Raw genomic sequence first — 24,159 nt, forward strand, 5'->3', positions numbered from 1 at the left:
AGTAGCAGGAGCAACAATGGCAAAGCGCATTCTGGTAGTCGAAGATGAAGCCCCAATCCGTGAGATGTTGTGTTTCGTTCTGGAGCAAAATGACTATCAACCCATAGAAGCGGAAGATTATGACAGTGCGGTCAATTTGCTTATCGAACCCTGGCCTGATTTGATCCTGCTTGACTGGATGCTGCCCGGCGGCTCAGGCATTCAGTTCATCAAGCATTTGAAGCGCGAAGCGATGACCCGTGAAATTCCGGTCATGATGCTGACCGCGCGTGGCGAAGAAGAAGATCGCGTCCGCGGGCTGGAAGTGGGCGCTGACGACTATATTACCAAGCCTTTCTCCCCTAAAGAGCTGGTGGCGCGTATCAAAGCCGTGATGCGCCGCATCTCTCCGATGGCGGTGGAAGACGTTATCGAAATTCAGGGGCTGAGTCTTGATCCCTCCTCGCACCGGGTAATGTCGGATACCCAACCGCTGGAGATGGGCCCAACTGAATATAAATTGCTGCACTTCTTTATGACTCACCCTGAACGTGTTTACAGCCGCGAGCAGTTGCTTAATCACGTATGGGGCACTAACGTGTACGTCGAAGATCGTACCGTTGACGTTCATATTCGCCGCCTGCGTAAGGCGCTGGAACTGACCGGGCACGATCGCATGGTGCAGACGGTTCGCGGAACAGGTTATCGTTTCTCTGCACGTTACTGATCGTTCGCACTGGAGTCTTTACCGTGTTGGAACGCCTCTCCTGGAAGAGATTGTTGTTTGAGCTGATACTTGCCTCACTGCCAGCCCTGATCCTGGGGCTTCTGGTGGGCTATCTGCCCTGGCTCCTGCTGGTTTCCGTGCTGGCCGTTTTGGGCTGGCATTTCGCTAACTTACTCCGTTTATCCCACTGGCTGTGGATTGACCGCAGCATGACGCCTCCGGCCGGGCGTGGTAGCTGGGAGCCGCTGTTTTATGGCCTGTATCAGATGCAGGCGAGAAATCGCCGCCGTCGGCGTGAGCTGGGGCATCTGATCAAGCGATTTCGCAGTGGCGCAGAATCCTTACCCGATGCCGTTGTGCTGACCACGGAAGAGGGCACCATTTTCTGGTGTAATGGCCTCGCCCAGCAGATGCTTGGGCTGCGCTGGCCGGAAGATAACGGACAGAACATCCTTAACCTGCTGCGCTATCCCGAATTTACCCGCTACTTACGTCAGCGCGACTTTTCACGGCCACTGACGCTGGTGCTTAACAGCCATCGTCATCTGGAATTTCGCGTGATGCCCTATTCAGAAGGGCAGTGGCTGCTGGTGGCCAGGGATGTCACGCAGATGCACCAGCTGGAAGGCGCCCGCCGTAACTTCTTCGCCAACGTCAGCCATGAATTACGCACGCCGTTGACGGTGCTGCAGGGCTATCTGGAGATGATGAACGACTCGGTCATGGAGGGGCCACTGCGTGATAAAGCGCTGCATACCATGCAGGAACAGACCCGCCGGATGGATGGGCTGGTGAAGCAGTTGCTGACGCTCTCCCGTATTGAAGCAGCGCCTGCGCTGGATCTTCAGGAAAAAGTGGATGTTCCGATGATGCTGAGGGTATTGCAACGGGAGGCAGAAACCCTGAGCCAGGGCAGGCACGACATCCACTTCACCACCGAGCCGGGTTTGCAGGTGTATGGCAACGATGAGCAGCTTCGCAGTGCCATCTCCAATCTGGTGTATAACTCGGTCAATCACACGCCACCGGGCACCCGCATTGATATCAGCTGGCAGAAAACCCCGCTTGGAGCGCAGTTCAGGGTAAAAGATAACGGGCCAGGCATTGCCGCAGAGCATATTCCGCGCCTGACCGAGCGCTTCTATCGCGTGGACAAAGCCCGCTCGCGCCAGACGGGCGGAAGTGGGCTGGGACTGGCCATTGTGAAGCATGCGCTGAGCCACCATAACACCCGGCTTGATATCACCAGCCGGCCTGGTGTGGAAACCTGTTTCAGCTTCTCTTTACCGTCGAGGTTGATTGTCAGCGGTGAATTGTCTCAAAATGCGGTTCGCTGACCGAACCGGATACCCGAGATGAAAAAGCTGTTTCTGATTGCCCTGGCCTGTTTCAGCCTGATGGCTCACGCCAAAGAGGGCATGCTGGCCGGCAACCTGACCAGCGTGGGCTCAGATACGCTGGGAACGTTGATGACGTTATGGGGAGAGAGTTTTAACCGGCAATATCCTGGCGTGAATGTGCAGGTGCAGGCCGCCGGTTCCTCTACTGCGCCAACTGCGCTGGCTGCGGGTGCTGCTCAGGTGGGCGCGATGAGCCGCCCGATGCAGGCAGTGGAACGGCAACTTTTTGAAGCGAGCTACGGTTACCCACCGCTGGCAGTGCCGGTAGCGATGGATGCGCTGGTGGTGGTGGTGAATCAGGATAACCCGCTGCAGAAGCTGGATACCCGGCAACTCGATGCGATCTTCTCTGTGACCCGGCGTTGTGGAGCCCTTGCAGATGTCCGAAGCTGGGGAGATTTACAGCTCAAAGAACCCGGCTGGGCCGCACGTCCGATACAGCGGTTTGGCCGCAATTCGGCTTCGGGTACCTGGGGGTTTTTCAAACAGCAGGCGTTGTGTAACGGGGATTTTCGTAATGATGTGGGCGAATATCCCGGTTCAGCAGCGGTAGTTCAGGCGGTGGCCGGCACACTCAATGCTATTGGCTATGCCAGCATGGGGATCCACCTCAGCGGCGTGAAAACGCTGCCCGTTTCCCTGGCGGATGGTGAGGTCATTCCACCCGATCCCGACAATATCCGCAGCGGCCGCTATCCCTATTCCCGCCTTTTGTACCTGTATGTCAACAAAACGCCAGGCAAGCCGCTGGAGCCGCTGACCGCCGCGTTTCTTCATCATGTTTTATCCGTTCAGGGACAGGCGCAGGTGACACAGGCAGGCTATCTTCCCTTATCTGAAAAGCAGGTTAATCAGGCCCGGGAGCTGATCGGAGCCAGATAAGCGGCAGAACTCAGGACATAAACGCACAGAAGTTTCAGACGTAAAAAAGCCCGACATCACATCGGGCTTTTTTCATTCCGGTAGCAGTTGGTGCTGCGACGGAACGTGCTGCTTGCATCTGTTCACGGGATCGATTTTATCACGGATTGTGTTACCGTCAAGAGATCACAAAACAGACGATTCCTGCTTCATTAGTGGTCAAACTACTGTTAATATATACAGGTGTTCGGATATTCCGGGGTGGCCCTAGCAGTTGTCACACTGCATCAGAATTTCGCCCGGCAGGAAACAGGTGGTGCTGTCCTGTTTGCCTCCACCCTGAGTGCTGCTTGTATCTGTTCACATTGATGCGCGCGGTGAGGGTTGAACCTGAAGGCATAAGCTGCGTGCGGCACTCTCCTTGCAGGAGAAATGCCACAGTGATTATTCTCGCTATCATCCTGATAGTTCTGAAGATAATGCATGTGATGTTGCAGATTCTCGAAATAATCCTTGCGAAACGCAAGTGAGTGAAAGCCGTTCTGGCTGACACAACTGGATCAAAGGCCGGGTAAATTACCGACCCGGCCTTTTTTCGATCATGAAATTTCTTCATGTCTGATGAATTTTCCTCGTTTGCACCTGAATCCCGCTCATGACACTCTTACGTCTGGACATTTAGACATCCAGAAGTCTAAGAATAACGAATCGTGATAATTTCACCGGTAAATTATGCGCCCATGCGCGTGCCAGGAGTGACACAACATGCAACAACAAACCTCTCAGTATCGTGCCGAAGTCGTGGGCAGCTATCTGCGTCCTGCGGCCATCAAACAGGCCCGCGAAGAGTTTCAGGCCGGTAAGATCGATGCTGTCGCGCTGCGTCGTATTGAAGATGAAGCCATTCGTGATGTGGTCACTCAGCAGCGTGCCTGTGGGCTGAAAGTTGTTACCGATGGGGAATTCCGTCGGGCATGGTGGCACTTCGATTTCTTCGATGGTCTGGAAGGGGTGGAGCGCTATGAATCCGAACAGGGGATCCAGTTTAATGGCGTACAGACGAAAGCTCACAGCATTCGCGTGACCGGCAAACTCGGCTTTGGTCATCACCCCATGCTGGAAGATTTCCGCTATCTGCAAAGCATCAGCGGTGATGCCGTGGCTAAGATGACCATCCCCAGCCCAAGCGTGCTGCATTTTCGCGGGGGCCGTAAAGCCATTGATGCCAACGTCTATCCCGATCTGAATGCCTATTTTGACGATCTGGCGCAGACTTACCGCGATGCGATCCAGGCGTTTTATGACGCCGGCTGCCGTTATCTGCAACTGGACGACACCGTATGGGCCTATCTCTGTTCCGAAGATCAGAAGAGTCAGATCCGCGAACGGGGTGACGATCCGGAAGAGCTGGCACACATCTATGCTCAGGTGCTGAATAAAGCGATCGAAGGTAAACCGGAGGATCTGACCATTGGTCTGCATGTCTGCCGTGGCAACTTCCGTTCGACCTGGATCTCTGAAGGCGGTTACGAGCCGGTAGCTGAAATCCTGTTTGGCACCGTTAACATTGATGCCTTCTTCCTGGAGTATGACAACGAACGTTCCGGCGGCTTTGAGCCACTGCGTTTTGTGAAGCCAGGTAAACAGCAGGTGGTTCTGGGGCTGATTACCACGAAAAACGGTGAGCTGGAAAACCCGGAAACGGTGAAAAAGCGTATTGCTGAAGCGTCTCAGTATGTCAGCCTCGATCAGATCTGTCTGAGCCCTCAGTGTGGCTTTGCTTCAACAGAAGAGGGCAACAGCCTGACCGAAGAGCAGCAGTGGGCCAAGCTCCGGCTGGTGGTCGATATCGCTAAAGAAGTCTGGTAAGGCTGCATCAGACTGTGTAAAAGGCGCGATAATTCGCGCCTTTTGTGCATCCCAGTCCCGATTCATGCAGAAAATAACCCCGCTTCGGGCAAAAAGAATACAAATCATGTAAGGCATCCAGGCCAATAACTGAAGTGATAAGCTGGTTGCTACTTTTTTTACAACATATCCTTCTGCTTTTCCGATCCTGCCTTGCCTTTCTCCGCTATAAACGGTTTACTTAGCGCCGTTTTTACATTATCCCCCTGTAGTAAAATTAAAATCAGCGCAAATCCGCTGCCAGAGCGACCTCAGGACAGAATAATGACCTGTATCGGTTTGAATTATTAGCGTTTTTAGAGCACACAGGGTGATGAAGCTGACATCACGACTTCACTTAACACCGGTACGGGCTAATTTTCTGCTTATGACTAATCGATTAACTTCCAAAGATATCCTGGCGCTGGGGTTTATGACCTTTGCCCTGTTTGTGGGCGCTGGCAATATCATCTTCCCGCCGATGGTGGGTATTCAATCTGGTGAACACGTATGGATTGCCGCACTGGGCTTCCTGATCACCGCTGTGGGTCTGCCAGTCATCACCGTTATCGCGCTTGCACGCGTTGGCGGCGGCATTGACGCGCTGAGTTCACCCATTGGTAAAGCGGCCGGTATCGTGCTGGCAACGGTGTGCTATCTCGCAGTAGGCCCCCTGTTCGCCACGCCGCGCACCGCGACAGTCTCCTTTGAAGTCGGCATTGCGCCGCTAACGGGTGACGGCGCACTGCCGCTGTTTATCTACAGCCTCGTGTACTTCTCGCTGGTTATTGGCATCTCTCTTTATCCCGGCAAACTGCTGGATACCGTGGGACATTTCCTTGCGCCGCTGAAAATTGTCGCGCTGGCCGTGTTGGGTATTGCCGCGTTGATCTGGCCTGCGGGCGGCCTGGCGCTGGCTACCGAAGCCTATCAGCATGCGGCCTTCTCCAGTGGCTTCGTAAACGGCTATCTGACGATGGATACCCTGGGTGCGCTGGTGTTCGGGATTGTGATTGTTAATGCTGCACGCTCGCGTGGCGTCAGCGAAGCGAAACTGCTGACCCGATACACCGTAATGGCAGGTCTGATCGCGGGTGTTGGCCTGACGCTGGTTTATCTGGCACTGTTCAAACTGGGTTCAGACAGCGCCTCTATCGTTGATCAGAACGCCAATGGCGCTGCTATTCTTCACGCCTATGTTCAGCAAACCTTTGGCGGCATGGGCAGCAGCTTCCTCGCCTTGCTGATCTTCGTTGCCTGTATGGTTACGGCTGTGGGCCTGACCTGTGCCTGCGCAGAGTTCTTCGAGCAGTATCTGCCGCTGAGCTATCGCCAGCTGGTGTTTATCCTGGGCCTGTTCTCCATGCTGGTCTCAAATCTCGGTCTGAGCCATCTGATTGAGATTTCTATTCCGGTTCTGACCGCCATTTATCCGCCTTGTATCGTGCTGATCCTGCTGAGCTTCACGCTGAACTGGTGGAAAAAAAGCAGTCGTATCATCGCGCCGACCATGCTGGTCAGCCTGCTGTTCGGCATTGTGGATGCGGTTAAAACTACCAGCTGGAAAGAGGCGATACCTGCCTTCGCGCAGAATCTGCCGCTGGCAGAGCAGGGCCTTGCCTGGCTGCCACCGTCGGTAGCAATGCTGATTCTGGTTGCGGTTTACGATCGCGTAGCAGCTCGTCAGCAGGTTAATGCACACCAGCAATAAGTGATGAATTCGTCCCCGGCGGCCTTGCCGCAGGGGATGTTCACAGAGTGATAACAGAAGTAGAAAGATGACAAAAAATACGCTCAAAAAGGGACTGAGTACCCGCCACATTCGTTTTATGGCATTGGGGTCAGCAATCGGCACCGGGCTGTTCTACGGTTCGGCTGATGCGATGAAGATGGCCGGTCCGAGCGTGATTCTGGCCTATATTATCGGCGGCGCTATTGCTTATATCATCATGCGCGCGCTGGGCGAAATGTCCGTCAACAACCCTCAGGCCAGCTCCTTCTCTCGCTATGCCCAGGACTACCTTGGCCCGCTGGCAGGTTACATCACCGGCTGGACCTACTGTTTTGAAATCCTGATTGTCGCCATAGCCGACGTCACCGCCTTCGGGATCTATATGGGCGTCTGGTTCCCGGATGTGCCGCACTGGATCTGGGTACTGAGCGTGGTGCTGATTATCGGCGCCATCAATATGGCCACGGTAAAGGTGTTCGGCGAAGTCGAGTTCTGGCTCTCTCTGTTTAAAGTCGCGACCATCATCATCATGATTGTCGCCGGGATTGGCATTATCTTCTGGGGCATCGGCAACGGGGGCCAGGCGACCGGCATCCATAACCTCTGGACCAACGGCGGCTTCTTTGCCCACGGCGTGATCGGCATGGTGCTGTCATTGCAGATTGTGATGTTTGCCTACGGCGGCATTGAAATCATCGGGATTACCGCGGGCGAAGCAAAAGATCCTGAGACATCTATTCCCAAGGCTATTAATACCGTTCCGCTGCGTATTCTGGTGTTCTACGTGGGGACGCTGTTCGTCATCATGTCGATCTTCCCCTGGAATCAGGTCGGCACCAACGGCAGTCCTTTTGTGCTGACCTTCCAGCATATGGGCATTGCTGCGGCTGCCGCTATTCTGAACTTTGTGGTGATTACCGCGTCGTTATCGGCGATTAACAGCGATGTATTTGGCGTTGGCCGCATGCTGCACGGCATGGCAGAGCAGGGACATGCCCCTAAAATGTTTGGCACTGTCTCACGCCGTGGTATTCCGTGGGTCACCGTGCTGGTGATGATGGCCGCGATGTTGATAGCGGTCTACCTGAACTATCTGATGCCGGAAAAAGTCTTCCTGGTGATTGCCTCACTGGCCACTTTTGCCACCGTCTGGGTGTGGATAATGATCCTGTTTGCTCAGATTGGTTTCCGCCGGACGCTGAGCAAAGAGCAGGCTAAAGCGCTGAAGTTTGCTATGCCGGGCGGCATCTTTACCGCCCTGGTTGGGATTCTGTTCCTGGCCTTTATTATCGGCCTGATTGGTTACTTCCCGGATACCCGGATATCGCTGTACGTGGGAGTAGGCTGGATAGTGCTGCTGCTGGTCAGCTGGCTCTTCGTGCGGAAAAAAGTCACCGTATAACTGCAAAAAGGCCGGAGAAATCCGGCCTTTTTGTTTTCAACAGCGCACCAGAGCGCCGTTTCGTAATTATTACCCTCACCGAACCCCACGGTGCATCAGGGATAACTTACAGGCTCAAGCCATGAGTGGTCGATATTCTCGCTGATATGCTCCAGTGAAGAGTCATAAAGGCAAAGCGTGCCTGCAGGGGTATTTTTACAGCCGGGAAAGTGCCACTCAGCGATCATCAACGGATTATCGGCACTTAATGGCGTAAGGTGCCGGATTTGATCCAGGCTTTGCGACTGAAAATAGATGCGGAGATAGCGTTGCCGGCTCTGTGTATCCTGCCAGCGTTCGAAAACAAGGCTGCCACCGGGCGGGATATTTCCCCGGGGATAATCGCCCTGTTGCCATGTGAAGTTGAGCAGGGTACGCAGGTAAGAGATATTGATATCGCTGGCGACATAGAGCAGCCAGCGAACGTCAGGTGGGGCATCCTGCTGTTTTCCCGGCTTCATGGCCTTGGCGATTTGCCCCATCAACACTGAGCCTCCCCGACGGGCGGCTGAAGGCAGGTCATTGGTGAAGTCATACTTCGCCGTCAGCAGCGGCATCAGTTTACCCACATCAGCCGCGCTGTCGGCATGGCCAAAGGCGACCTTATCCAGCGGCTGATTTTCACTCCAGGCGAGCCGGATCGTTTCTGCCATCGCGGCCAGCGTGTCCAGTCCAACGATTGCTAATCCACCGTTGGACCAGCTCTTTAAAACCCACGGCTGTTCGAAAGCAGGGCAGGGACGATCCTTCTCACAGACAGCGTTTTTGAGGAGGGAAATTTGGGGTTGCAGACGCTGTTGTGCCTGCTGCAGATCGCCTCCCAGCGCGGTGAGCGCTTCCTGTCTGTTGCGGGCTTTTTCCGCTTCGCTGGCTTTATGGCTGGGGAATGAGAAGAGCACATCCCTGTTTTTCAGCGTCTCTACAGGTACGTCACAGCCGGGAAAAGCCGCTGAAGAGTATGCATTTGCGGTAGCCTGGGTGCGTTGCAACGTGCTGGACCGAATATAAACATCACCAGAGGCAGGGCAGCCAGCCGGAAGCAGGCCAAGCGCACGGTAGCGCTGAACTTCATAACGGGCTTTCAGTATAACCGCAGCTTCACCCTGGCCGGTCAGATGGCCGTCTTCAGTCTGCCAGGCTGGCCAGTTGCGCCCCGAGCCAACTTCAATCAACTTACGATCGCCAGGGGTGGGTGGGCGGACGCCATGTCGGCTGACCTCCACCACTTTTTCCAGCCTGTAGTGAGCCTCTTCAGCCTGCAGACTCAGGCTGAAGAGGCTCAACAGCAGGATAAGGAGGCGGCTCATTGAGCGCCCTGGGGCATCAGAAGTTTTCATCGCCACAGACAGTAACCTAATCGTCGGGGCAATGAAACCACCGCGCCTGGCGTGTTTGAGCCTATAAATTATTGCCCAGCGCAATGGTGCTGCCCAGATCGGTCAGATGGTGCGTATCGTAATAAAGCGGCAACCCTTTACTGGCAATCAGACAGCCTTGCAGCGTGCATAAGTTATCTTTCAACCGGATAACCTTGACCCCTTTCTGGGCATAAGCGTCCAGCAGAGAGTTGATTTTATCTTCAGTCAGATGGAAGCGCAGAGTCCGGTCTGTGGTTTTTTGGGGCTGCGAGCTGTTACTGAGCCAGCCGTTGAGGGTTTTCCGCAACGGGATGTGCTGGCTGTTGTTAAAGCGCAGAGGATCGATATCCAGCCCCGGCGCATCTTCAATCAGGGTGACTTTTTTATTGGCGGCCAGTAATTGCGTTACCGCATTGCCAATCCCCGCATCAAGAGCCTGATAATTGTCGGTGACTTTTCCATCAAGGGAGCGGTAGCCATAGCCGGGTGTCAGCGATAATCCGGCGGACCAGTAGGCGGTAATCACCACTTCATCGACTTTATCACTGAGCAGGGTTTTCATGACCGCCTGATTAAACGCCGAGCACTGCTCGCCCTGAGCAGGCTGCTCGCTCATATAACGGCTGGCACCCACTAAAAACGGACAGGATGATTTGGTCAGTTCAAACAGAGGCTTCTGCTTTGCTGAAGCATAGTGCTCAACAGCCGATCTCAGGGCGGCTGCGTGGCTGTCTCCCACCAGCGCAACGGCGGGTACGGCCGTTACTGGCATGCACAGGCTGTTGGTTGACGGCAGGTTAGGGCCATAGGTTAGCAGGCAGGGATTGGTTTGTGCCTCGATCTTGTAGAACTCGCCGTTATTGACCTGCTCGCTGACCCGATATTTCAACCCGCCGGTCAGATAGATTGAGGTAAAGGTTAAAATACCTACCCCGCACATCAGCGTGTAGACAGTAATAATTCGCTGCCCTGGCTGGGCGGGGCGACGGAAGGGTTTTTCCACAAAATACCAGGAGAAAGTGGCGATTAACAGCGCGCCCGCACTGATCGTCAGTCCCTGTACTACCGTCAGAGGATCATCTGTACTGATCCTCGCCAGGCTCAGTAAAGGCCAGTGCCACAGGTACCAGGAGTAGGAGACTTTACCTATAAAGACCATCACGGGATTCTCCAGCAGCCGCCGGTGAATCCCGTTGTGGGTCAGCATCAACAGCACGGCTCCGCCGACCGGCATCAAAGCCAGATAGCCGGGAAAGGCGCTCTCTTTATCCAGCGTAAATACCGGGACCAGGATCAGCACCAAACCGGCCAGCGTCAGCGGCAGGCTCTTTGTCCCGGTAACGGGCTGGCTACGGTACAGGGCCAGCAGGACGCCCGCACCCAGTTCCCAGGCACGGGTATGCAGCAGATAAAATGCGTTACTGGTGTTGAGGGGGGTAATAACGATACCCGCTACCAGTGAGGCCAGACTCAGCACGGCGATCGCCACTTTGGGCGAGAAGCGCAGCTTGTGGGCCAGCAGCAGCAACGCAGGAAGGACAAAATAGAATTGCTCCTCTATTCCCAGCGACCAGGTCATCAGCATGGGGTTGAGATCGGCATCAGGATTAAAATAATCGATGCCTTTCATCAGCATGATATTGGGAACGAACAGCAGGACTGAGGTGACATATTTCGCCAGATCGCGGAACTCCAGCGGAGAGAGAAGGTTATAGCTGAGTGCCGTAATGCAGAACAGCATAAAGAATAGCGCGGGCGCAATACGACGTATCCGTCGGATATAAAATTGCTGAAAGGAGAACCGGTGCTGGCTTATTTCACGCGAAATAATACTGCCAATCAAAAATCCGGAGATCACGAAGAAAACATCCACACCAATAAACCCTCCGCTTAATGCTCCCACTCCGGAATGGAACAGAACCACCAGCAGGATGGCAAGGGCCCTCAGGCCATCAATATCTCTGCGATACGCAAGCACGTTAACCATGTTTAATCTTTCCACAAAGCTCAACATTGGTGTTGAAAGGAAAAAATCTGACCCATGAGTCCAGCTGGCACGGCAGGGTAAGAGCAGTGACCTTGCTGAGGCTGGCTGATTTTACAGAGTAACGATGCCGGATAAGAGTGGCTATATGCGAGGTAAAAAATAGAAAAATCTCAGAGACGAATCTCAAAGAATATAAAAATTTTATTCTGGGTTTAACAGGGATTAATAAAGAAATAAATGAATTAAAGAGGTGGCTGGAGGGATAGCAAGGCTTGATATGAAAGCAATAAAAAAGGCCCGCCTTAGCGAGCCTTTCAGGAACGGGAAAGCTATTACAGCTTAGCCGCGTTCTCGGACAGGTATTTAGCAACGCCGTCTGGAGACGCGCCCATACCTTCTTTTCCTTTTTCCCACTGAGCCGGGCACACTTCGCCGTGCTCTTCGTGGAACTGCAGCGCGTCAACCATACGCAGCATTTCATCAACGTTACGGCCCAGTGGCAGGTCGTTAACAACCTGGTGGCGAACCACACCGGCTTTGTCGATCAGGAATGAACCACGCAGAGCAACGCCTGCGTCCGGATGCTCAATACCGTAAGCTTTCTGCACTTCACGCTTGATATCAGCAACCATGGCATATTTCACTTCGCCGATGCCGCCTTTTTCGATTGGAGTTTTGCGCCATGCGTTATGCACAAACTCAGAATCGAAGGAAACGCCGACCACTTCCACGCCGCGCTTCTGGAACTCTTCGTAACGCTTGTCGAAGGCAATCAGTTCAGAAGGACAAACGAAGGTGAAGTCCATTGGCCAGAAGAACACAACGGTAGCTTTACCAGCGGTGTGTTTTTTGAAGTTGAAGTTTTCAACGATTTCACCGTTGCCCAGCACGGCTGCGGCAGTAAAATCAGGGGCTTGACGAGTTACCAGGACCATATTCACTCCTGTAAAGGTAGTTAGATTAAGAAAACAAAACGCCTGCAGTATAAAAGCGACGCCTGTGAAGGTACCAGCGCTAAACGCCGATTATTCTGATAGGTGTAACCTATCAAAACAGGTGAATTACTAAAGCAGTCCCATACAATAGACTTTTTCAGCAAAAGGGCAAGGGTTATGCACTTTGCATCAGGCTACAGGGCTTTGCGGGCGGCTTTTTCCATCATCACCGGATAAAACTGCCAGAAAAAAGCGTTAAACTGTTCATAGTTATCACTAAAATCCTGCCATGAATTTTCCAGCGCGGCCAGGCGCGGGCGACGACTGGCCATCCCGCTTAACACGTTTTGCAGATAATCCGCCTCTGCATAACGTTCCATCCAGCGCTGAGTCCATAAGTAACGGTTAAGATTCTGGAAACGCTCTGGTGTCGAGGGTAATTCAGGCTCGATCACAGATTTCGCATTAGCCAAAAAAGCTGGCAAAGAAATTTCCGGGACGATTTTATCCCAGTGGCGTGACAGAAAATGATCCCACACCACGTCGAGCGTAATCGGGGATACGCGCCGGGTTTCAACGCGGAAAAACTCACGGGCGGCGCGGACCTCGGGCAGTGAATCGGTCATCACATCAATACGGCGATGATGCAGGATCCCCTCAGCAACGGACTCAGGCCAGTCATTATGCGGGTTGCCACGCACAAAATCGGCCATCAGGTTACCGAGAAGAGAGCTGTCGGCCAGTGAGGCCAGGTGAAGGTGAGCAAGAAAGTTCATGGGGGGAGTATATCGTGCGGGGAGTTGTTTAGATATGAGCGGTTATCAGCTAGAATGTGCGCCCTGATTTCCCAGACAGTGAATGACCATGCGCGTTGCCGATTTTTCCTTTGAGTTGCCCGAATCTTTGATCGCCCACTATCCGCAGGCCCAGCGCAGCGGATGTCGCCTTCTCTCCCTTAACGGGCCGGATGGTGAGTTGTCACATGGCGTTTTCACCGATTTGCTGGACAAGCTTAATCCCGGCGATCTGCTGGTATTCAACAATACGCGGGTAATTCCTGCTCGTATTTTTGGCCGTAAAGTCAGCGGTGGAAAAATTGAAGTGCTGGTCGAGCGGATGCTGGATGAGCACCGTGTTCTGGCCCATGTGCGCGCCTCGAAAGCACCAAAGCCGGGTGCAGAATTGCTGCTGGGGGATGACGAAAGCGTTAAGGCCACTATGGTCGCCCGTCATGACGCGCTTTTCGAACTGAAGTTTGAGGATGAGCGAGCGGTGCTGGATATCCTGGAAGCCGTGGGGCACATGCCGCTGCCTCCCTATATCGACCGTCCTGATGAAGAGTCCGATCGCGAGCTGTATCAGACTGTCTACAGCGAACGTCCCGGCGCGGTGGCCGCACCTACAGCCGGCCTGCACTTTGATGAGCCTCTGCTGGCCGCCCTGCGCGAGAAAGGGGTGGAGACGGCGTTTGTCACCCTGCACGTGGGCGCGGGGACCTTCCAGCCGGTGAGGGTCGACAGCATTGAAGATCACATCATGCACGCTGAATACGCTGAAGTGCCACAGGAAGTGGTGGATGCCGTGCTGGCGTGTAAAGCCCGGGGTAATCGCGTTGTTGCCGTCGGCACCACCTCAGTCCGTTCGCTGGAAAGCGCGGCTCAGGCAGCGCAGGATGCCCTGATTGCCCCCTTCTTTGATGACACCAAAATTTTCATTTTCCCCGGCTACCAGTATCAGGTTATTGATGCGCTGGTCACTAACTTCCACCTGCCTGAATCCACGCTGATTATGCTGGTCTCGGCCTTTGCCGGCTATCGCAACACCATGCGGGCTTACCAGCAGGCAGTGGCAGAGCAGTACCGCTTCTTCAGCTATGGCGATGCGATGTTTATCACCCGCAACCCGCAGGCGATGAATGAGCAGGTGGGCGAACCGTCGCCGACCTGAGGTTGGCATACTCCCTACGCAGCCGCCACGGGCGGCTGTTAACACTTAACATCAGACTGTTTCTCTGGTGGAGGCAATGTGAAGTTCGAATTAGATACTACTGATGGGCGCGCGCGCCGTGGCCGTCTGATCTTTGATCGCGGCGTGGTTGAAACCCCGGCATTTATGCCTGTGGGCACTTACGGCACCGTAAAAGGCATGACGCCGGAAGAAGTAGAAGAGACCGGCGCTCAGATTATTTTGGGCAACACCTTCCATTTATGGCTGCGTCCCGGCCAGGAGATCATGAAGCTGCACGGCGACCTGCATGACTTTATGAACTGGAAAGGGCCGATCCTCACCGACTCCGGCGGCTTCCAGGTGTTCAGCCTGGGCGATATCCGCAAGATCACGGAAGCTGGGGTGCATTTCCGTAACCCTATAAATGGGGATGCGATCTTCCTGGATCCGGAAAAGTCTATGGAGATCCAGAACGATCTCGGCTCTGATATCGTGATGATCTTTGATGAATGTACGCCATATCCTGCCGACTGGGATTACGCTAAGCGCTCAATGGAGATGTCACTGCGCTGGGCACAGCGTAGTCGCGATCGCTTTGATTCTCTTGAGAATAAAAATGCGCTTTTCGGCATAATCCAGGGCGGGGTTTACGAAGATTTACGAGATGTCTCGGTAAAAGGGCTGGTAGATATTGGCTTTGATGGTTACGCTGTGGGCGGCCTGGCGGTCGGTGAGCCTAAAGAAGATATGCACCGTATTCTGGAGCACGTCTGCCCACAGATCCCGGAAGACAAACCTCGTTACCTGATGGGCGTCGGCAAGCCACAGGATTTGGTGGAAGGCGTGCGTCGCGGCATCGATATGTTTGACTGCGTAATGCCAACCCGCAACGCCCGTAATGGTCATCTGTTTGTGACCGACGGCGTGGTGAAAATTCGTAACGCGAAATACAAAGATGACACCGCAACGCTGGATTCGGAGTGTGATTGCTACACCTGTCGCAATTACAGCCGTGCCTACTTGCATCATCTGGACCGTTGTAACGAAATACTGGGTGCACGTCTGAATACCATCCATAACCTGCGCTATTACCAGCGTTTGATGGCAGGTTTACGCCAGGCTATCGAAGAAGGTAAATTAGAGCACTTCGTGACTGAATTCTATGACCGGACGGGCACAGCGGTTCCACCGTTAAACGTCTGATAATTAAACAATGAGGGAAATTTAATGAGCTTGTTCATTTCTGACGCTGTAGCAGCAGCAGGCGCGCCGTCTCAGGGAAGCCCGTATTCACTGGTTATCATGCTGGTGGTGTTTGGTCTGATTTTCTACTTCATGATCCTGCGTCCACAGCAGAAACGCGGTAAAGAGCATAAAAAACTGATGGATTCCATTTCCAAAGGTGATGAAGTGCTGACCACCGGCGGTCTGGTTGGCCGTGTCACTAAAGTGAGTGATACCGGTTATGTTGCCATCGCGCTGAACGAGACTACGGAAGTTGTCGTTAAACGTGATTTTGTGGCTGCCGTTCTGCCGAAAGGTACGATGAAGGCGCTTTAATTTTTTGTTTTCCCTAAGGGAACTGCCGTGTTAAACCGTTATCCTTTGTGGAAGTACATCATGCTGATCGTCGTGTTAATCGGCGGCCTGTTGTATGCACTTCCCAACCTTTATGGTGAGGATCCGGCTGTTCAGATCACTGGTGCGCGCGGAAGCGCCGCCAGTGAGCAGACGCTGGTTCAGATCCAAAATGCCCTGAAACAGGACAATATCCAGAGCAAATCTATTGCGCTGGAAAATGGCGCCATTATGGCGCGTTTTGCTAACGGTGATGTGCAACTGCGCGCCCGTGATGCCATTACCCAGGTGCTCGGCGAAGATTACGTCGTGGCGCTTAACCTTGCCCCAGCCACCCCAACCTGGCTGAGCATGCTGGCCGCCGAGCCGATGAAACTCGGTCTTGATTTGCGTGGCGGCGTGCACTTCCTGATGGAAGTCGATATGGATACTGCTCTGGGTAAACTCCAGGAGCAGAACATTGATAACCTCAGAAGCGATCTGCGCGACAAAAACATTCCTTATACCAACGTTCGCAAGACCGACAACTACGGTCTGGAAATTCGTTTCCGTGATGCTGCAGCGCGTGATGATGCCGTCAGTTACCTGACGGGTCGCCATCGTGACCTGGTGATCAGCACTTCGGGGAGCAATCTCCTGCGGGCGGTGATGACTGACGATCGTCTGCGTGAAGCCCGCGAATATGCGGTGCAGCAGAACATCACTATCCTGCGTAATCGTGTAAACCAGCTGGGCGTTGCTGAGCCACTGGTGCAGCGTCAGGGATCCGATCGCATTGTGGTTGAGTTGCCTGGTATTCAGGACACTGCCCGTGCGAAAGAGATTCTGGGCGCTACTGCGACCCTGGAATTCCGTCTGGTTAACACCTCTGTTGATCCAACCGCTGCGGCTAATGGCCGTGTCCCTGGTGATTCTGAAGTGAAGAACATGCGTGATGGCCAGCCGGTTACCCTGTACAAGCGAGTGATCCTGACCGGTGACCACATCACTGACTCCACGTCGAGCCAGGATGAGTACAACCAGGCCCAGGTAAACATCTCGCTGGACAGCGCCGGTGGCAACATCATGTCCAACTTCACTAAGGATAATATCGGTAAGCCGATGGCAACGCTGTTTGTGGAATACAAAGACAGCGGTAAGAAAGATGCCAATGGCCGGTCGATCCTTGCGAAGCAGGAAGAGGTTATCAACGTGGCGAATATCCAGTCCCGACTGGGTAACAGCTTCCGTATCACCGGTATCAACAACCCGAACGAAGCCCGCCAGCTTTCACTGCTGCTGCGTGCCGGTGCGTTGATTGCGCCGATTCAGATTGTTGAAGAGCGGACTATTGGTCCAACTATGGGTCAGCAGAACATCACCCAGGGTCTGGAAGCCTGCCTGTGGGGCCTGATCGCCTCTATCGTCTTTATGGTGGTTTACTACCGTAAGTTCGGTGTGATCGCCACTACTGCGCTGGTCGCCAACCTGGTACTGATTGTCGGTATCATGTCGCTGCTGCCTGGCGCCACGCTGACGATGCCGGGTATTGCCGGTATCGTACTGACGCTGGCGGTTGCGGTAGATGCTAACGTGCTGATTAATGAACGTATCAAGGAAGAGATAAAGAATGGCCGGTCCATTCAACAGGCTATCCATGAGGGCTATAAAGGCGCGTTCTCCAGTATCGTTGATGCCAACGTCACCACGTTGATCACCGCGATTATTCTTTATGCGGTGGGTACCGGGTCGATCAAAGGCTTCGCCATTACGACCGCCATCGGCGTGATGACTTCTATGTTTACCGCCATTGTCGGTACCCGTGCCATCGTCAACCTGTTGTACGGCGGCAAACGCATCACCAAGCTGTCTATCTGAGGAGTGCGTTGTGGCACAGGACTATAGCGTTGAACAACTAAACTACGGGCGTAAAGTTCATGACTTTATGCGCTGGGACAAACTGGCCTTTACCCTTTCAGGTTTACTGCTGATCGCCTCTTTTCTGGTGATGGGCGTGAAAGGGTTCAACTGGGGGCTGGATTTCACCGGTGGTACCGTTATTGAAATCACACTGGAGAAACCAGCGGATCTGGACAGCCTGCGCGGTGCGCTGGAGAAGTCTGGCTTTGTTGATCCTCAGATTCAAAACTTCGGCAGCAGCCGTGACGTGCTGGTGCGTTTGTCTCCCAATGACGGCGCAGTAGGGCAGGATCTGGGTAACAAGGTGGTGACCACCATTAACCAGGCCAGCCAGCAGAATGCCACGGTTAAGCGTATCGAATTCGTCGGGCCAAGCGTGGGTAGCGATCTGGCGCAGGCTGGTGGCATGGCGCTGCTGGTAGCGCTGATTGCGATTCTGGTGTACGTCGGCTTCCGTTTTGAGTGGCGGCTGGCGTTAGGGGCCGTACTGGCACTGGCGCACGACGTCATCATTACCATGGGGATCCTCTCTCTGTTCCATATAGAGATAGATCTGACCATCATCGCCTCACTGATGTCGGTAATTGGTTACTCGCTGAACGACAGCATCGTGGTCTCGGACCGTATTCGTGAGAACTTCCGCAAGATCCGTCGCGGCACCCCTTACGATATCGTCAACGTCTCACTGACCCAGACGCTAAGCCGAACCATCATGACCTCGGCTACTACGCTGGTGGTGGTACTGATGCTGTTTATTTTCGGTGGCGCACTGCTGGAAGGCTTCTCGCTGACCATGCTGATTGGTGTCTCAATCGGTACCATTTCGTCTATCTACGTGGCTTCAGCGCTGGCGCTGAAACTGGGAATGAAACGCGAACATATGCTGCAGCAAAAAGTGGAAAAAGAGGGCGCCGATCAGCCTTCGATTCTGCCTTAAGCTGAATAAATGAAAAAGGCCGCGAAAGCGGCCTTTTTTTATGGCGTGGCGGCAGGCGGTGAGGCCGTCTGCGGCACAACATCATGTACGCGCAGATAACCCAGCTGCTCAGGCGCGATATTACTCAGGCGCAGAGGAACAGTGACTTCACTGCGCGGCAGTAAAGAATCCGCAACGCTGATGGCCTGGCTCTGACTGTCTGCCTGTAAAGGTTTACCGGTGGTGGGATCCATTTCGCCCCACTCAATCCGTGCCGTAAAGGCGGGCAGGGTATTTTCTCCGGCGGCACGAAAATGCAGGATCGCCCGTGTGCCGTTGGCTTCACTTTCGATATGGCTCAGAGAAAGACGCATATCCCCAATCTGGCTTTTCAGCACTACCGCTGTATGGGTGGCTGGCAGTAACCAGGCCCCCTGATCGGAGGTGCTGTTGAGCATGTTCTGCTGCTCAAGACTGGAAGCCTGCTGAGTCAGTTGACGCATCTCGGTGTTCAGTTTCCCCACCTGATTATGTAACTTGTTCAGCTCCGGTTGCGGCTTTGGTGCTGCACAACCTGCCAGCATCAGCGCCGTTATCATCACCAGAGATTTACTCTTCACCATGCCCACGTGCTCCTTGCCGTGTTTATTCAGGAATGCGCAATGTCTGTCCCGGATAGATTTTATCCGGATGGGAGAGCATCGGCTTATTAGCTTCAAAGATCTTATTGTATTTGCTGGCATCGCCATACACATGTTTGGAGATGGCGCTCAGCGTGTCGCCAGACTTCACGGTGTAAAATGTGGCTTCGGTGGCAGGTTGCGCTACTTTGACGTTGTCATCCACGGCGGTGATACCGGCTACGTTACCGGCAGCGATCAGGATTTTTTCTTTCAGCTCCTGCGAAATAGCATCACCACTGATACTGGCCTTGCCATCTTCACCGACCTTTACATCTACCTTGTCGCTGCCTGGCAAACCCAGCTTATCGATGTGCTCTTTCAGCTTTTTCGACTGATCGTCTCCGCCGGTGACCGAGTCCCATAATTTTTCGCCTGCTTCTTTAACGAAGTTAAACAATCCCATATATCCTCCGGTTAATAGTCGATAAGAGAAAAATTTACGCTTTTCAGCAGGGTTATTATAGACGGTAAATCGGCACGTCAACTTTAAAGGGCAGGAGGGAGCGGGCGGCGGCCATAGCCAGGAAATGGCTAAGCCGTTATTTTGTTAGCGGGCACTTCGCGCTACACTAGCAGCCAATTTCCAGGATTATCAGGAAGCATCATGCATTGCCCGTTCTGTTCAGCTGTCGACACCAAAGTGATCGACTCCCGCCTTGTCGGGGAAGGGACTTCGGTGCGCCGTCGTCGCCAGTGTCTGCTCTGCCATGAGCGTTTCACCACCTTTGAAGTGGCTGAACTGGTGATGCCGCGCGTGGTGAAAAGCAATGAAGTCCGCGAACCTTTTAACGAAGACAAGCTCAGCAGCGGTCTGATGAAGGCGCTGGAGAAGCGGCCAGTGAGTTCTGACGATGTGGAAAACGCCATCAGCCATATCAAAAGTCAGCTGCGCTCCACCGGTGAACGTGAAGTGCCAAGCAAGATGATTGGCAACCTGGTGATGGACGAGCTGAAAAAACTGGATAAAGTCGCTTATATTCGCTTTGCTTCGGTCTATCGCAGCTTCGAAGATATTCGTGAGTTTGGCGAAGAGATCGCCCGGTTACAGGACTGATCCATGCAAGATGAAATCTGGATGGCGCGGGCACTTGAGCTTGCCCGCCGTGGCCGTTTTACCACCACACCAAACCCGAATGTGGGCTGCGTGATCGTCCGCCGCGGGGAGTTAGTAGGGGAAGGCTATCATTTCCGCGCCGGAGAGCCGCACGCAGAAGTTCATGCGTTGCGCATGGCAGGGGAGAAGGCCAAAGGAGCCACTGCGTATGTCACCCTTGAACCCTGTAGCCATCACGGACGCACGCCGCCATGCTGCGACGCGCTGATAGCTGCAGGGGTTAGTCGGGTGGTGGCTGCAATGCAGGATCCCAATCCTGAAGTCGCCGGGCGAGGATTATATCGTTTGCAGCAGGCGGGGATAGAGGTTACTCACGGGCTGATGATGCAGGAAGCCGAAGCGATCAACAGAGGCTTTCTCAAGCGTATGCGCACCGGATTCCCCTGGGTACAGTTGAAAATGGGGGCTTCCCTGGATGGGCGCACGGCAATGGCCAGTGGTGAGAGCCAGTGGATCACTTCCCCGGAAGCCCGTCGTGATGTGCAGCGCCTGCGTGCAGAAAGCTCTGCCATTCTCAGCACCAGCGCCACGGTGCTTGCTGACAATCCCTCTCTGACCGTTCGCTGGCAGGAACTGCCGCAGGAGATTCAGACGAACTATGCGCTGGACACTTTGCGTCAGCCGGTGCGGGTGGTGATTGACAGTCATAATCAACTCACTCCGGAACACCGTCTGATCGCTCAGCCCGGTGAAACCTGGCTGGCACGCCAGCAGGCAGACAGCCTTAGCTGGCCGGACAATGTTCAGCAGTTCACCGTGCCCCGTCACAACGGGCAAACCGACCTGGTGTCGCTGATGATGTTACTGGGCCGCCGGCAGATCAATACTGTCTGGGTGGAAGCAGGGGCTAAGCTTGCCGGTGCGCTGCTTGCCGCAGGCGTGGTGGATGAGCTGATTGTGTATATGGCACCGAAACTGCTGGGCGACGGAGCACGCGGTTTGTGCCATTTGCCCGGCTTAGCACATCTTGCTGACGCACCTGCCTTTGCTTTCAGCGATATTCGTCAGGTGGGGCCAGATTTGCGTCTGACCCTGACGGCCTGAATTTACGTTCAGCGTCAACCGGCACTGCGCTGGTTGCCAGCAAATGCCGCTAACCCGGCTGCATTTCCAGCTAATAAACAGGGCTGTTTAAAAGCGGAGCAGACCCTGAAAGAGTATGATAGAATCCGCCCCCCTGCGGGGCCATAACTGAACCCTGAAAGGAAGATTATGAACGTTATTGAAGCTGCTGTTGCTACTCCTGATGCGCGTGTTGCCATTGTCATTGCGCGCTTCAACAACTTTATCAACGACAGCCTGCTGAGCGGTGCCCTTGATGCGCTGAAACGCATCGGCCAGGTGAAAGATGAAAACATCACCGTGGTCTGGGTACCGGGCGCCTATGAAATGCCAATGACCGCTCGTGCGCTGGCTAACGCTGGCAAGCATGATGCCGTTGTCGCCCTCGGAACCGTTATTCGTGGCGGGACTGCCCACTTTGAATATGTGGCTGGTGAAGCCAGCTCTGGCCTGGCCAGCGTGGCTATGAACAGCGATATTCCAGTGGCTTTCGGTGTTCTCACCACAGAAAACATTGAGCAGGCCATCGAGCGCGCCGGCACCAAAGCGGGTAATAAAGGCGCAGAAGCTGCCCTGACCGCACTTGAAATGATTAACGTATTGAAAGCCATCAAAGCCTGATTTAAAGGGGAATTTCGTGAAACCTGCTGCTCGTCGCCGCGCCCGTGAATGTGCTGTCCAGGCGCTTTACTCCTGGCAGTTGTCTAAAAACGACATCGCTGATGTCGAATACCAGTTTCTGGCGGAGCAAGACGTCAAAGACGTTGATATCAGCTACTTCCGTGAGCTGCTGAGCGGCGTTGCAACCAACAGCGCATACCTCGATGGCCTGATGAAGCCCTACCTGTCGCGCCAGCTTGAAGAGCTGGGTCAGGTAGAAAAGGCGATCCTGCGCATTTCGTTGTTTGAGCTGAGCAAGCGTGCCGATGTTCCCTACAAGGTAGCCATCAACGAGGGCATTGAGCTGGCAAAAGTGTTCGGCGCTGAAGACAGCCATAAGTTTGTCAACGGCGTGCTGGATAAAGCCGCTCCTTATATTCGCCCCAACAAGAAGTAATTCATCCAGGCCGGTTATCCGGCCTTCTTTATTTTTATTCCCGGAATGCATTGTATGGCCTGTGGCGAATTTGAACTTATTACGCGCTATTTTGATCGCGTGACAAGCTCCCGTCGCGATGTGGAAAAGGGCATCGGCGACGACTGCGCATTACTCACGCTGTCTGAAAAACAGACCCTGGCTATCAGTACCGATACGCTGGTGGAAGGCGTCCACTTCCTGCGTGACATTCATCCTGCCGATCTGGGTTACAAAGCGCTGGCGGTCAATCTCAGCGATCTCGCTGCAATGGGAGCCGATCCGGCCTGGCTGACGCTGGCATTAACGCTGCCCTCGATCGATGAAACGTGGCTGAAAGCTTTCAGTGACAGTCTTTTCGAGCTGCTGGATTACTACGATATGCAGCTGGTAGGCGGTGATACCACCCGTGGGCCGCTAAGTATGACGCTGGGGATCCACGGCCTGGTGCCGCAGGGTAGGGCGCTGAAACGTTCAGGTGCCCGCCCCGGAGACTGGATCTATGTCACGGGGGCGCTGGGTGACAGTGCCGCCGGGCTGGCGCTGTTGCAGCACCGGGTGAAGATCAACGATCCGGTGGCCCATGAGATGCTGATCAAACGGCATCTGCGCCCGATGCCCCGTATCCTGCAGGGTCAGGCACTGCGTGATTTGGCCAGCGCCGCTATCGATCTGTCAGACGGGTTGATTTCCGATTTGGGCCATATTCTTAAAGCCAGCGACTGCGGTGCGCGTCTGAATCTGGATGCCTTGCCCCTCTCTGAAGTGATGAAGCTGCACTTCGAGCCGGAACAGGCTATCCGCTGGGCGCTCACCGGCGGTGAAGATTATGAACTCTGCTTTACCGTGCCCGAGATCAATCGTGGCGCACTGGATGTGGCGCTGGGCCATTATGGCGTGCCTTTTACCTGTATTGGCCAGATGGCGCCGCAGTCCGAAGGGCTGATCCTGTTACAGGACGGCAAGCCGGTGCAGCACAAAATGAAAGGATTTGACCATTTTGACGCGCGATAAAGATGTGGCAAAAAGCCGCCTGAAAATGAGCAATCCCTGGCATTTGCTGGCTACCGGCTTTGGCAGCGGCTTATTCCCCTGGATGCCGGGAACCGTGGGCTCGCTGGCAGCCATCCCGTTCTGGTGTCTGATGACCTACCTGCCGCAGGATATTTACTCCCTGGTGGTGATGTTTGGTATCTGCATCGGCGTCTATCTTTGCCACCGTACGGCAAAAGATATGGGCGTGCACGATCACGGCAGTATCGTCTGGGATGAGTTTATCGGCATGTGGATCGCGCTGATGGCTGTTCCGGTTAACAGCTGGCAATGGGTGCTGGCCGGATTTGTGATCTTCCGTATTCTGGATATCTGGAAGCCGTGGCCAATCCGCTGGTTCGATCGCAATGTGCACGGTGGCATGGGGATTATGGTCGACGATATCATCGCCGGGATACTCTCTGCGGGCATCCTGTACTACGTCGGGCACCATCTGGCGCTGTAATGCTGAGAAGGGCGACAAGGGTCGCCCTTTGATATTGCTGATACCCTCCTTTACTGGCAGGGGAGCTTGCTATAACACCC

General features: G+C 54.2%; 23 protein-coding genes. 17 read left to right on the plus strand and 6 right to left on the minus strand.

Annotated elements, in window-relative coordinates:
- Window positions 1-16: 16 nt before the first annotated feature.
- The 6 genes from phoB (at window position 17) to proY (ending at window position 7,988) form a co-directional block, all read left to right on the plus strand.
- Window positions 17-706, plus strand: a complete 690-nt coding sequence (phoB, locus tag VRC33_RS05205; RefSeq protein WP_338561570.1) for a phosphate response regulator transcription factor PhoB — start codon at window positions 17-19, stop codon at window positions 704-706.
- A gap of 23 nt (window positions 707-729) precedes the next feature.
- A complete protein-coding gene (gene phoR / locus VRC33_RS05210) occupies window positions 730-2,043 on the plus strand; it encodes a phosphate regulon sensor histidine kinase PhoR (RefSeq protein WP_338561573.1) in 1,314 nt (437 codons plus the stop codon).
- Window positions 2,044-2,061: 18 nt separating this feature from the next.
- Entirely contained in the window at window positions 2,062-2,988 is a 927-nt protein-coding gene (locus VRC33_RS05215; protein ID WP_338561575.1) for a PstS family phosphate ABC transporter substrate-binding protein, read from the plus strand.
- Window positions 2,989-3,732: 744 nt separating this feature from the next.
- Entirely contained in the window at window positions 3,733-4,836 is a 1,104-nt protein-coding gene (locus VRC33_RS05220) for a cobalamin-independent methionine synthase II family protein (protein WP_338561577.1), read from the plus strand.
- A 406-nt stretch (window positions 4,837-5,242) separates the two neighbouring features.
- Window positions 5,243-6,565 (plus strand): branched-chain amino acid transporter carrier protein BrnQ, encoded by a 1,323-nt coding sequence (gene brnQ / locus VRC33_RS05225; protein WP_338576925.1) that lies wholly within the window; start codon window positions 5,243-5,245, stop codon window positions 6,563-6,565.
- 67 nt (window positions 6,566-6,632) lie between these two features.
- Window positions 6,633-7,988 carry a proline-specific permease ProY gene (gene proY / locus VRC33_RS05230; protein ID WP_338561579.1) on the plus strand — a complete coding sequence of 452 codons (1,356 nt, stop codon included), beginning with the start codon at window positions 6,633-6,635 and terminating at the stop codon, window positions 7,986-7,988.
- 95 nt (window positions 7,989-8,083) lie between these two features.
- On the opposite strand, the gene VRC33_RS05235 is transcribed toward proY, so the two are convergent.
- From VRC33_RS05235 to VRC33_RS05250, 4 genes are all read right to left on the minus strand, one after another.
- The gene (locus tag VRC33_RS05235) at window positions 8,084-9,334 is read right to left on the minus strand and encodes a histidine-type phosphatase (protein ID WP_338561581.1); all 1,251 of its coding nucleotides are present in this window, start codon (window positions 9,332-9,334) and stop codon (window positions 8,084-8,086) included.
- Between the two features lie 91 nt (window positions 9,335-9,425).
- Window positions 9,426-11,372, minus strand: coding sequence for an acyltransferase family protein (locus tag VRC33_RS05240; protein WP_338561584.1), 1,947 nt, complete (start codon window positions 11,370-11,372; stop codon window positions 9,426-9,428).
- 332 nt (window positions 11,373-11,704) lie between these two features.
- On the minus strand, window positions 11,705-12,307 hold the full coding sequence (locus VRC33_RS05245) for a peroxiredoxin C (protein ID WP_318789891.1): 603 nt from the start codon (window positions 12,305-12,307) through the stop codon (window positions 11,705-11,707).
- 194 nt (window positions 12,308-12,501) lie between these two features.
- Window positions 12,502-13,083, minus strand: coding sequence for an ACP phosphodiesterase (locus VRC33_RS05250; protein ID WP_338561588.1), 582 nt, complete (start codon window positions 13,081-13,083; stop codon window positions 12,502-12,504).
- A gap of 88 nt (window positions 13,084-13,171) precedes the next feature.
- Between VRC33_RS05250 and queA the strand changes: the two genes are divergently transcribed.
- From queA to secF, 5 genes are all read left to right on the plus strand, one after another.
- Window positions 13,172-14,254, plus strand: a complete 1,083-nt coding sequence (queA, locus tag VRC33_RS05255) for a tRNA preQ1(34) S-adenosylmethionine ribosyltransferase-isomerase QueA (RefSeq protein ID WP_338564063.1) — start codon at window positions 13,172-13,174, stop codon at window positions 14,252-14,254.
- A gap of 78 nt (window positions 14,255-14,332) precedes the next feature.
- Window positions 14,333-15,457: a tRNA guanosine(34) transglycosylase Tgt gene (gene tgt / locus VRC33_RS05260; RefSeq protein ID WP_338561590.1), complete on the plus strand. Its 1,125-nt coding sequence runs from the start codon at window positions 14,333-14,335 to the stop codon at window positions 15,455-15,457.
- A 24-nt stretch (window positions 15,458-15,481) separates the two neighbouring features.
- Complete coding sequence (gene yajC / locus VRC33_RS05265; protein WP_338561592.1) at window positions 15,482-15,814, plus strand: preprotein translocase subunit YajC; 333 nt, start codon at window positions 15,482-15,484, stop codon at window positions 15,812-15,814.
- Window positions 15,815-15,841: 27 nt separating this feature from the next.
- A complete protein-coding gene (gene secD / locus VRC33_RS05270) occupies window positions 15,842-17,689 on the plus strand; it encodes a protein translocase subunit SecD (protein WP_338561594.1) in 1,848 nt (615 codons plus the stop codon).
- 10 nt (window positions 17,690-17,699) lie between these two features.
- Window positions 17,700-18,668: a protein translocase subunit SecF gene (gene secF / locus VRC33_RS05275; RefSeq protein WP_338561596.1), complete on the plus strand. Its 969-nt coding sequence runs from the start codon at window positions 17,700-17,702 to the stop codon at window positions 18,666-18,668.
- A gap of 38 nt (window positions 18,669-18,706) precedes the next feature.
- Here secF and VRC33_RS05280 read toward each other — a convergent pair whose 3' ends face one another.
- Both VRC33_RS05280 and lysM read right to left on the minus strand, forming a co-directional pair.
- Window positions 18,707-19,270 carry a DUF3251 domain-containing protein gene (locus tag VRC33_RS05280; RefSeq protein ID WP_338561598.1) on the minus strand — a complete coding sequence of 188 codons (564 nt, stop codon included), beginning with the start codon at window positions 19,268-19,270 and terminating at the stop codon, window positions 18,707-18,709.
- 22 nt (window positions 19,271-19,292) lie between these two features.
- Complete coding sequence (lysM, locus tag VRC33_RS05285) at window positions 19,293-19,733, minus strand: peptidoglycan-binding protein LysM (RefSeq protein ID WP_338561599.1); 441 nt, start codon at window positions 19,731-19,733, stop codon at window positions 19,293-19,295.
- A 201-nt stretch (window positions 19,734-19,934) separates the two neighbouring features.
- Between lysM and nrdR the strand changes: the two genes are divergently transcribed.
- The 6 genes from nrdR (at window position 19,935) to pgpA (ending at window position 24,079) form a co-directional block, all read left to right on the plus strand.
- Window positions 19,935-20,384, plus strand: a complete 450-nt coding sequence (nrdR, locus tag VRC33_RS05290) for a transcriptional regulator NrdR (RefSeq protein ID WP_338561601.1) — start codon at window positions 19,935-19,937, stop codon at window positions 20,382-20,384.
- A gap of 3 nt (window positions 20,385-20,387) precedes the next feature.
- Window positions 20,388-21,488 carry a bifunctional diaminohydroxyphosphoribosylaminopyrimidine deaminase/5-amino-6-(5-phosphoribosylamino)uracil reductase RibD gene (gene ribD, locus VRC33_RS05295; protein WP_338561602.1) on the plus strand — a complete coding sequence of 367 codons (1,101 nt, stop codon included), beginning with the start codon at window positions 20,388-20,390 and terminating at the stop codon, window positions 21,486-21,488.
- Between the two features lie 168 nt (window positions 21,489-21,656).
- Window positions 21,657-22,127 carry a 6,7-dimethyl-8-ribityllumazine synthase gene (ribE, locus tag VRC33_RS05300; protein ID WP_067705215.1) on the plus strand — a complete coding sequence of 157 codons (471 nt, stop codon included), beginning with the start codon at window positions 21,657-21,659 and terminating at the stop codon, window positions 22,125-22,127.
- Window positions 22,128-22,143: 16 nt separating this feature from the next.
- Window positions 22,144-22,563, plus strand: a complete 420-nt coding sequence (gene nusB / locus VRC33_RS05305) for a transcription antitermination factor NusB (protein WP_338561606.1) — start codon at window positions 22,144-22,146, stop codon at window positions 22,561-22,563.
- Window positions 22,564-22,617: 54 nt separating this feature from the next.
- Window positions 22,618-23,595, plus strand: coding sequence for a thiamine-phosphate kinase (thiL, locus tag VRC33_RS05310; RefSeq protein WP_338561608.1), 978 nt, complete (start codon window positions 22,618-22,620; stop codon window positions 23,593-23,595).
- Entirely contained in the window at window positions 23,573-24,079 is a 507-nt protein-coding gene (gene pgpA / locus VRC33_RS05315; RefSeq protein WP_338561611.1) for a phosphatidylglycerophosphatase A, read from the plus strand. The genes thiL and pgpA overlap by 23 nt, the downstream gene beginning before the upstream one ends.
- Window positions 24,080-24,159 lie beyond the last annotated feature (80 nt).

The sequence above is a fragment of the Erwinia sp. E_sp_B01_1 genome, from assembly GCF_036865545.1.
In the GTDB taxonomy this organism is placed as follows: Bacteria; Pseudomonadota; Gammaproteobacteria; order Enterobacterales; family Enterobacteriaceae; genus Erwinia.

Bases quoted from the DNA above. Each gene is read 5' to 3' on its own strand.
- phoB (WP_338561570.1), top strand. From the start codon at position 17: ATGGCAAAGCGCATTCTGGTAGTCGAAGATGAAGCCCCAATCCGTGAG.
- VRC33_RS05215 (WP_338561575.1), top strand. From the start codon at position 2,062: ATGAAAAAGCTGTTTCTGATTGCCCTGGCCTGTTTCAGCCTGATGGCT.
- VRC33_RS05220 (WP_338561577.1), top strand. From the start codon at position 3,733: ATGCAACAACAAACCTCTCAGTATCGTGCCGAAGTCGTGGGCAGCTAT.
- brnQ (WP_338576925.1), top strand. From the start codon at position 5,243: ATGACTAATCGATTAACTTCCAAAGATATCCTGGCGCTGGGGTTTATG.
- proY (WP_338561579.1), top strand. From the start codon at position 6,633: ATGACAAAAAATACGCTCAAAAAGGGACTGAGTACCCGCCACATTCGT.
- VRC33_RS05235 (WP_338561581.1), bottom strand. From the start codon at position 9,334: ATGAGCCGCCTCCTTATCCTGCTGTTGAGCCTCTTCAGCCTGAGTCTG.
- VRC33_RS05240 (WP_338561584.1), bottom strand. From the start codon at position 11,372: ATGGTTAACGTGCTTGCGTATCGCAGAGATATTGATGGCCTGAGGGCC.
- VRC33_RS05245 (WP_318789891.1), bottom strand. From the start codon at position 12,307: ATGGTCCTGGTAACTCGTCAAGCCCCTGATTTTACTGCCGCAGCCGTG.
- VRC33_RS05250 (WP_338561588.1), bottom strand. From the start codon at position 13,083: ATGAACTTTCTTGCTCACCTTCACCTGGCCTCACTGGCCGACAGCTCT.
- queA (WP_338564063.1), top strand. From the start codon at position 13,172: ATGCGCGTTGCCGATTTTTCCTTTGAGTTGCCCGAATCTTTGATCGCC.
- yajC (WP_338561592.1), top strand. From the start codon at position 15,482: ATGAGCTTGTTCATTTCTGACGCTGTAGCAGCAGCAGGCGCGCCGTCT.
- VRC33_RS05280 (WP_338561598.1), bottom strand. From the start codon at position 19,270: ATGGTGAAGAGTAAATCTCTGGTGATGATAACGGCGCTGATGCTGGCA.
- lysM (WP_338561599.1), bottom strand. From the start codon at position 19,733: ATGGGATTGTTTAACTTCGTTAAAGAAGCAGGCGAAAAATTATGGGAC.
- nrdR (WP_338561601.1), top strand. From the start codon at position 19,935: ATGCATTGCCCGTTCTGTTCAGCTGTCGACACCAAAGTGATCGACTCC.
- ribD (WP_338561602.1), top strand. From the start codon at position 20,388: ATGCAAGATGAAATCTGGATGGCGCGGGCACTTGAGCTTGCCCGCCGT.
- ribE (WP_067705215.1), top strand. From the start codon at position 21,657: ATGAACGTTATTGAAGCTGCTGTTGCTACTCCTGATGCGCGTGTTGCC.
- thiL (WP_338561608.1), top strand. From the start codon at position 22,618: ATGGCCTGTGGCGAATTTGAACTTATTACGCGCTATTTTGATCGCGTG.